Source organism: Geobacillus sp. ZGt-1, from assembly GCF_001026865.1.
GTDB classification, from domain to species: domain Bacteria; phylum Bacillota; class Bacilli; order Bacillales; family Anoxybacillaceae; genus Geobacillus; species Geobacillus thermoleovorans.
Window position 1 is genome coordinate 36,090 of record NZ_LDPD01000008.1, and the last position, 6,104, is coordinate 42,193.

Here is a 6,104-nt window from a genome sequence, read left to right on the forward strand (position 1 = left end):
TCATTTTACTTGTTTTTTCTGTAAAAAACTTGAGGATAACGTCATACGGGAACTTGAAGAAGAATTTACAAAAGATGTGCTGATATTCGAAAGGACAGCTCACTGCTGTCCTTTTTATACCCTTAAATCGCCATGTTGCAAGTCCGATTTTTCCACCTGAACGGTTGTCATCATCCTCCTTCCATTCATTATGAGCTAAATAACCCATTTTCATGAAAAAACATTTCCTAAACTTGACAAAAAAATGAATATAAAATATGATACATACATATGAACATATGCTCATATATAATAAATAAAGTGAGGGGAATCATCATGAAGATGGAAGACCATTCTTTCTTAAAATCTGAAACCATTGAAAATGTATCGCGAATATTTAAGGTATTAGCCGATCCAACACGAATCAAAATTCTTTATTTGTTATCGCAAGAAGAGTGCAATGTCAATCACATTGCAGAAGTGTTGGAAATGTCTCAATCAGCCGTTTCCCATCAACTTAGTATGTTACGAAATCTGAGACTGGTTAAGTATCGCCGTGAAGGAAAAACACTGTTTTACTCCTGCGATGACGAACATGTTATTTCATTATTAAAACAAGCCATTGACCATTCTGAACATCATTAAGGAGGTATTTTATCATGCATCATCATCACCACCATCATTCTCACGACCACCATGGTCATCACCATCACCACGGACATCACCATGATCACAGTAGAGAAGGAAATAAAAAAGGGCTTACAATTGCCCTTCTCATTACCGCTGGAATTATGTTGTTAGAGTTTTTCGGAGGTTTAATCACAAACAGCCTAGCCCTTCTTTCTGACTCTGGTCATATGCTTAGTGATGCTAGTTCACTTGTTCTTAGCTTAGTGGCAATTTGGTTTGCCACCAAACCAGCTTCCCCCAATAAAACGTATGGCTTTTATCGTTTTGAAATCTTAGCCGCTTTGTTTAATGGAGTTACCTTGTTTGTTATCGCTGGATTTATTATTTGGGAAGCAATTGAACGTTTTTACAATCCTCCAACCGTGGCTAGCGGCTCTATGATGCTGATTGCGTCCATTGGACTTTTTGCCAATCTTTTAAGTGCCTGGGCGTTAATGAAAAAAGGGGATGTAAAAAATAATGTCAATCTGCGTAGTGCCTATCTTCATGTGATCGGTGACGCTTTGGGTTCCGTAGGTGCTATCATCGCTGGGCTTGTCATGTGGCTCTTTAGTTGGTATGTCGCTGACCCCATTATTTCCATTTTGGTTGCCTTATTAATCTTGAAAGGCGCTTGGGGAGTGATTAAACATACGGTTCACATTTTGATGGAAGGAACGCCAATTACCATTGACCAAAATGAAGTGAAAAAAGCCTTAGAAAGTATTGAAGGAGTGATTAACGTTCACGACCTTCATATTTGGACAATTACTTCAGGGTTAGACTCATTAAGTTGCCATATTTTGATTGAAGATCATCAAGACAGCCAAAAGGTTTTACAAGAAGCGATCCATTTTATTGAGGACCACTTTAAAATTCAGCATGCAACCATTCAAATTGAAACCTCTCAAATCCATCACGGGGAAATGAAAGTTTAATCCTTTTCAGAAGAGAGGTGATAAAATGCAACACATCGTTGATGTTCTGGTTATCGGTGCTAGTCAGGCAGGACTAGCGATGGGATATTATCTGAAACAAAATAATATATTGTTTGCCATTGTTGGCAAGGAAAATCGAATCGGAGATGTTTGGAGAAACCGATATGATTCCTTAGTTCTTTTTACTCCTCGCTGGTTCAGTTCTTTGCCAGGAATGGCTTTAAAGGGTGACCCGAACGGATATCCAACCAAGGATGAAATTGCCGATTATTTAGAGGATTATGCTCAAAAATTTGAATTACCTATTCATCTGAACACAGAAGTCATTTCCCTTCAAAAAGAAGATGAGATTTTTAAAGTTACAACCAATAATGGTAATTATGTGGCAGAGAAAGTGGTTGTAGCAACGGGTCCTTTCCAAAAGCCATACATTCCACCATTTGCAGAAAGCTTATCCGATAAAGTGTATCAAGTGCATACATCCCGTTATTTGAATCCATCTCAATTACAAGAAGGCTCTGTTTTGGTAGTCGGTGCGGGAAATTCAGGGGCACAAATTGCTGTTGAATTGTCCGAAGACAGAGAAGTTTATTTATCTGTAGGTCATAAAATGAAGTTCTTTCCACTTGAAATAATGGGTAAAAGTATTTTCTGGTGGTTTAAAAAATTAGGTTTATTAAATGTCCATATCAACAGCTCGTTAGGTCAGTTTATCAGTAAGCAAAGTGACCCTATTTTCGGTAAAGAACTGAAACATTTAATACAAGAAGGCAAAATTAAAATTAAACCCAGAACAGAAAGTATTTTAGGAGATGTTATTTCTTTTGCAGATAACAGTCAAATTCAAGTTCAAAATGTCATTTGGGCAACTGGATTTTATTCTGATTACAGTTGGATTCAAATTCCGAATGTTTTAGACCATAGAGGAAAGCCCATTCACCAAAGAGGGGTAACTTCTGTGAAAGGATTGTACTTCTTGGGATTGCCGTGGCAGTATCGAAGGGGATCTGCTCTTATTGGAGGAGTGGGTGCCGATGCAGAGTATTTGATAAATGATATTTTAAACCATTGAAGGTGCTTGCAATGTTGTGGTTAGAACTTTTTATAGCCCTTCTAAGCTTAGCGTAAGTGGGAGAGTATTCATTCAAACATAAGCTTCAAATATCATTAAATGGTTTGAACAAGGTCAGTACCTTGTTCAATATTTTAGCGATCTTAAACTAACAAACGATAAAAGTTTCCATTGACTAAAAAAGTTTCTGATGTACAATTTATTTAGGCAACATTTTCTTTGCTCTTACATATATCTAATTCTAAGTTGTAGGAGCAAATTTTTTTACCCCAAAAGTTTCCTTAATGCAAAATATTTAGCGAAAACCAATCATGAGGTGATCATCATGAGTGAAAATATAAAAAAACTGCCGTTAGTCGTTGAGGAAGGTTGGAGAAAGAAACGGACACAACCAACATTGCCCGAAGTATATAGAAGTTTGCGTATACCAAAAACGGGTTCTTGGATGAAAAAGTTTCTTGCGTTTGCTGGACCAGGATACTTAGTTGCCGTGGGGTATATGGACCCGGGAAACTGGGCGACTGATATCGCAGGAGGTTCCCAGTTCGGATACACGTTGCTTTCCGTTATTTTGCTTTCCAATTTAATGGCAATATTGCTTCAAGCATTGGCTGGCAAGTTGGGAATTGTAACGGGAAGGGATTTAGCCAAGCTTGTCGCGACCATTACAGCAAGCCTGTAGCAATGATCTTATGGGTTTTATGCGAGTTGGCAATCGCAGCTTGTGATCTAGCCGAAGTGATCGGTTCGGCAATCGCTTTGAAATTGTTGTTTGGCATTCCGTTAATATATGGAGTGATTATTACAGCTCTGGATGTACTGGTCGTATTGCTATTACAGAATAAAGGGTTTCGTTATATTGAAACGTTGGTAATTGTTTTAATTCTAACCATTGGTGCTTGCTTTGTGACTGAAATCTTTCTTTCTAAGCCAGATGTAGGTGGCATATTGAAGGGATTTGTTCCAAGCCCAGAGATTATTAACAATCCATCCATGCTCTATATTGCAATCGGTATTTTAGGTGCAACCGTAATGCCTCATAATCTTTATCTGCATTCTTCCATTGTGCAGACACGTCAATACGAACAAACCAGCTCGGGTAAACGACAAGCGATCAAATATGCCACTTGGGATTCAACCATTGCACTCTTTTTCGCTTTATTTATTAATGCATCTATCCTTATTGTTTCTGCTGCTACATTCCATAAAGCAGGAATGAAAGATGTTGCGGAGATTGAAGATGCTTATCACTTGCTTGCTCCACTGCTTGGAACAACACTTGGAAGTATTTTATTTGGAGTTGCTTTGTTGGCTTCTGGTCAAAACTCCACATTAACAGGAACCTTAGCTGGTCAAATTGTGATGGAAGGTTTTCTAAACATTCGCCTTCCTGCTTGGTTAAGAAGGCTGATCACTCGATTGATTGCCATTGTCCCAGCCGTTGTTGTAACTGCTCTTTATGGCGAANGCGGAACGGCTCAATTACTTATTTTGAGCCAAGTTATTCTTTCTTTACAGCTCTCTTTCGCGGTAGTGCCTCTCGTTCAATTCACTAGCGATAAAAAGAAAATGGGCGAGTTCGCAAATCCATTATGGTTGAAAGTTCTTGCTTGGATGGTAGCGATGGTGATTATCAGCTTAAACGCATATTTATTGTTCCAAACATTCTTTGGTTAAGAAATAGTAAACCTCATTATCTTTTTGCGGATAATGAGGTTTATTGTTTTTAGCTAATAGAATTTTTTGATGTAGCTAATTAAATGAAATGCCTGGTAAATATTAGGTTGATTTTTTACATCCAATTCTTTTTTGTTTTTCATTCAAATAAATGTTTGAATAATAAAAGAAATGAGGTATAATATATTCAAACGGAAATTTGAATATGAAAGGGGGATAATGAATGAGTAAGAAAGATACATGTGAAATTTATTGTTATGACGAAGAAAAAGTCAATCGAATACAAGGGGAATTGCAAAAAGAAGATATATCCAGTGTTGTCCTGTTGTTTAAAGCACTGGCAGATGAAAATAGGGCAAAAATTGCCTATTCACTTTGCCAAGATGAAGAGTTATGTGTATGTGATATTGCCAATATCATTGGGGCTTCTGTTGCAACCACTTCCCATCATTTACGGACTCTTTATAAACAAGGGATTGTAAAGTATCGAAAAGAAGGAAAGCTAGCATTTTATTCGCTGGATGATGACCATATTAAGCAGTTAATCATGATTGCGTTAGCACATGATAAAGAGGTGAAAGTCCGTGTCTGAACAACAAGCAAAATTATCTAAATCAGAAGCGAAAACCTACCGTGTTCAAGGATTTACTTGTGCAAACTGTGCTGCAAAGTTTGAAAATAATGTAAAATCATTGCCAGGTGTTCAAGATGCTAAAGTAAACTTTGGAGCATCTAAAATTACCGTTTGGGGTACAACAACCATCGAAGAATTAGAAAAAGCAGGAGCTTTTGAAAACTTAAAGGTTCGGGAAGATAAAGAAAAAGCAGTCAAGCGTGAACCTTTTTGGAAGCAAAAAGAGAACATTAAAGTGTATATTTCCGCCGTTTTGCTTGTGATCAGTTGGTTTTTAGGGAAGCAATACGGAGAAGAGCATATCTTTGCGACAATTGGATATGCTGCAGCAATTTTAATCGGTGGATATTCGTTATTTATAAAAGGTTTCAAAAACCTAGTTCGATTGAATTTTGATATGAATACGCTGATGACAGTGGCGATTTTAGGAGCTGCAGCGATTGGTGAATGGGGAGAAGGTGCAACGGTTGTTATTCTATTCGCCATTAGCGAAGCCTTAGAGCGTTATTCCATGGATAAAGCTCGTCAATCCATTGAATCGTTGATGGATATTGCTCCAAAAGAAGCATTAATTCGTCGCGGAAATGAAGAAATGATGGTCCCTGTTGACGATATTCAAGTCGGAGATATTATGATCGTAAAGCCTGGTCAGAAATTAGCGATGGATGGAATCGTCATCAAGGGTACATCTACGCTAAATCAGGCTGCCATTACGGGAGAAAGTGTTCCAGTAACCAAAACAGTCGGTGATGAAGTCTTTGCAGGAACATTGAATGAAGAAGGGTTATTGGAAGTAAAAGTTACAAAACGAGTGGAAGATACAACTCTTTCGAAAATCATCCATTTAGTGGAAGAAGCTCAAGCAGAACGAGCACCTTCTCAAGCGTTTGTAGATCGTTTTGCCAAATACTATACACCAGCCATTATCATTTTTGCTCTTTTACTAGCCGTTATTCCTCCATTATTTATGGGTGCTGATTGGAGCGAATGGATTTATCGAGGTCTAGCTGTATTAGTGGTTGGTTGTCCGTGTGCGTTGGTTATTTCCACGCCTGTTTCGATTGTAACTGCCATTGGAAATGCAGCGAAAAACGGTGTGTTAATTAAAGGTGGTATTTATTTAGAGGAAGCAGGA

The 6,104-nt window shown here is 37.9% G+C and carries 6 protein-coding genes and 2 pseudogenes; 7 read left to right on the plus strand and 1 reads right to left on the minus strand.

Annotation, left to right across the window (positions count from 1 at the left end; all coding sequences use genetic code 11):
• Positions 1–214, minus strand: a 214-nt coding sequence (locus VU18_RS18840) for a hypothetical protein (protein ID WP_047757588.1), incomplete at its 3' end; no start/stop codon positions are given.
• A gap of 101 nt (positions 215–315) precedes the next feature.
• Between VU18_RS18840 and VU18_RS02370 the strand changes: the two genes are divergently transcribed.
• The 7 genes and pseudogenes from VU18_RS02370 to VU18_RS02395 form a co-directional block, all read left to right on the plus strand.
• The gene (locus tag VU18_RS02370; protein WP_011230084.1) at positions 316–624 is read left to right on the plus strand and encodes a metalloregulator ArsR/SmtB family transcription factor; all 309 of its coding nucleotides are present in this window, start codon (positions 316–318) and stop codon (positions 622–624) included.
• A 14-nt stretch (positions 625–638) separates the two neighbouring features.
• Entirely contained in the window at positions 639–1,586 is a 948-nt protein-coding gene (locus tag VU18_RS02375) for a cation diffusion facilitator family transporter (RefSeq protein ID WP_011230085.1), read from the plus strand.
• A gap of 25 nt (positions 1,587–1,611) precedes the next feature.
• Positions 1,612–2,658: an NAD(P)/FAD-dependent oxidoreductase gene (locus VU18_RS02380; protein WP_011230086.1), complete on the plus strand. Its 1,047-nt coding sequence runs from the start codon at positions 1,612–1,614 to the stop codon at positions 2,656–2,658.
• Between the two features lie 325 nt (positions 2,659–2,983).
• Positions 2,984–4,125, plus strand: a pseudogene (locus VU18_RS02385) (Nramp family divalent metal transporter); the annotation flags it as partial.
• 1 nt (position 4,126) lies between these two features.
• Positions 4,127–4,335: pseudogene (locus VU18_RS18845) on the plus strand (divalent metal cation transporter); the annotation flags it as partial.
• A gap of 223 nt (positions 4,336–4,558) precedes the next feature.
• A complete protein-coding gene (locus VU18_RS02390) occupies positions 4,559–4,927 on the plus strand; it encodes a metalloregulator ArsR/SmtB family transcription factor (RefSeq protein ID WP_011230088.1) in 369 nt (122 codons plus the stop codon).
• Positions 4,920–6,104: heavy metal translocating P-type ATPase (locus tag VU18_RS02395; RefSeq protein ID WP_047757589.1), on the plus strand; the 1,185-nt coding region annotated here is incomplete at its 3' end. The genes VU18_RS02390 and VU18_RS02395, both read left to right, overlap by 8 nt.

Bases quoted from the DNA above. Each gene is read 5' to 3' on its own strand.
- VU18_RS02380 (WP_011230086.1), top strand. From the start codon at position 1,612: ATGCAACACATCGTTGATGTTCTGGTTATCGGTGCTAGTCAGGCAGGA.
- VU18_RS02390 (WP_011230088.1), top strand. From the start codon at position 4,559: ATGAGTAAGAAAGATACATGTGAAATTTATTGTTATGACGAAGAAAAA.
- VU18_RS02375 (WP_011230085.1), top strand. From the start codon at position 639: ATGCATCATCATCACCACCATCATTCTCACGACCACCATGGTCATCAC.
- VU18_RS02370 (WP_011230084.1), top strand. From the start codon at position 316: ATGAAGATGGAAGACCATTCTTTCTTAAAATCTGAAACCATTGAAAAT.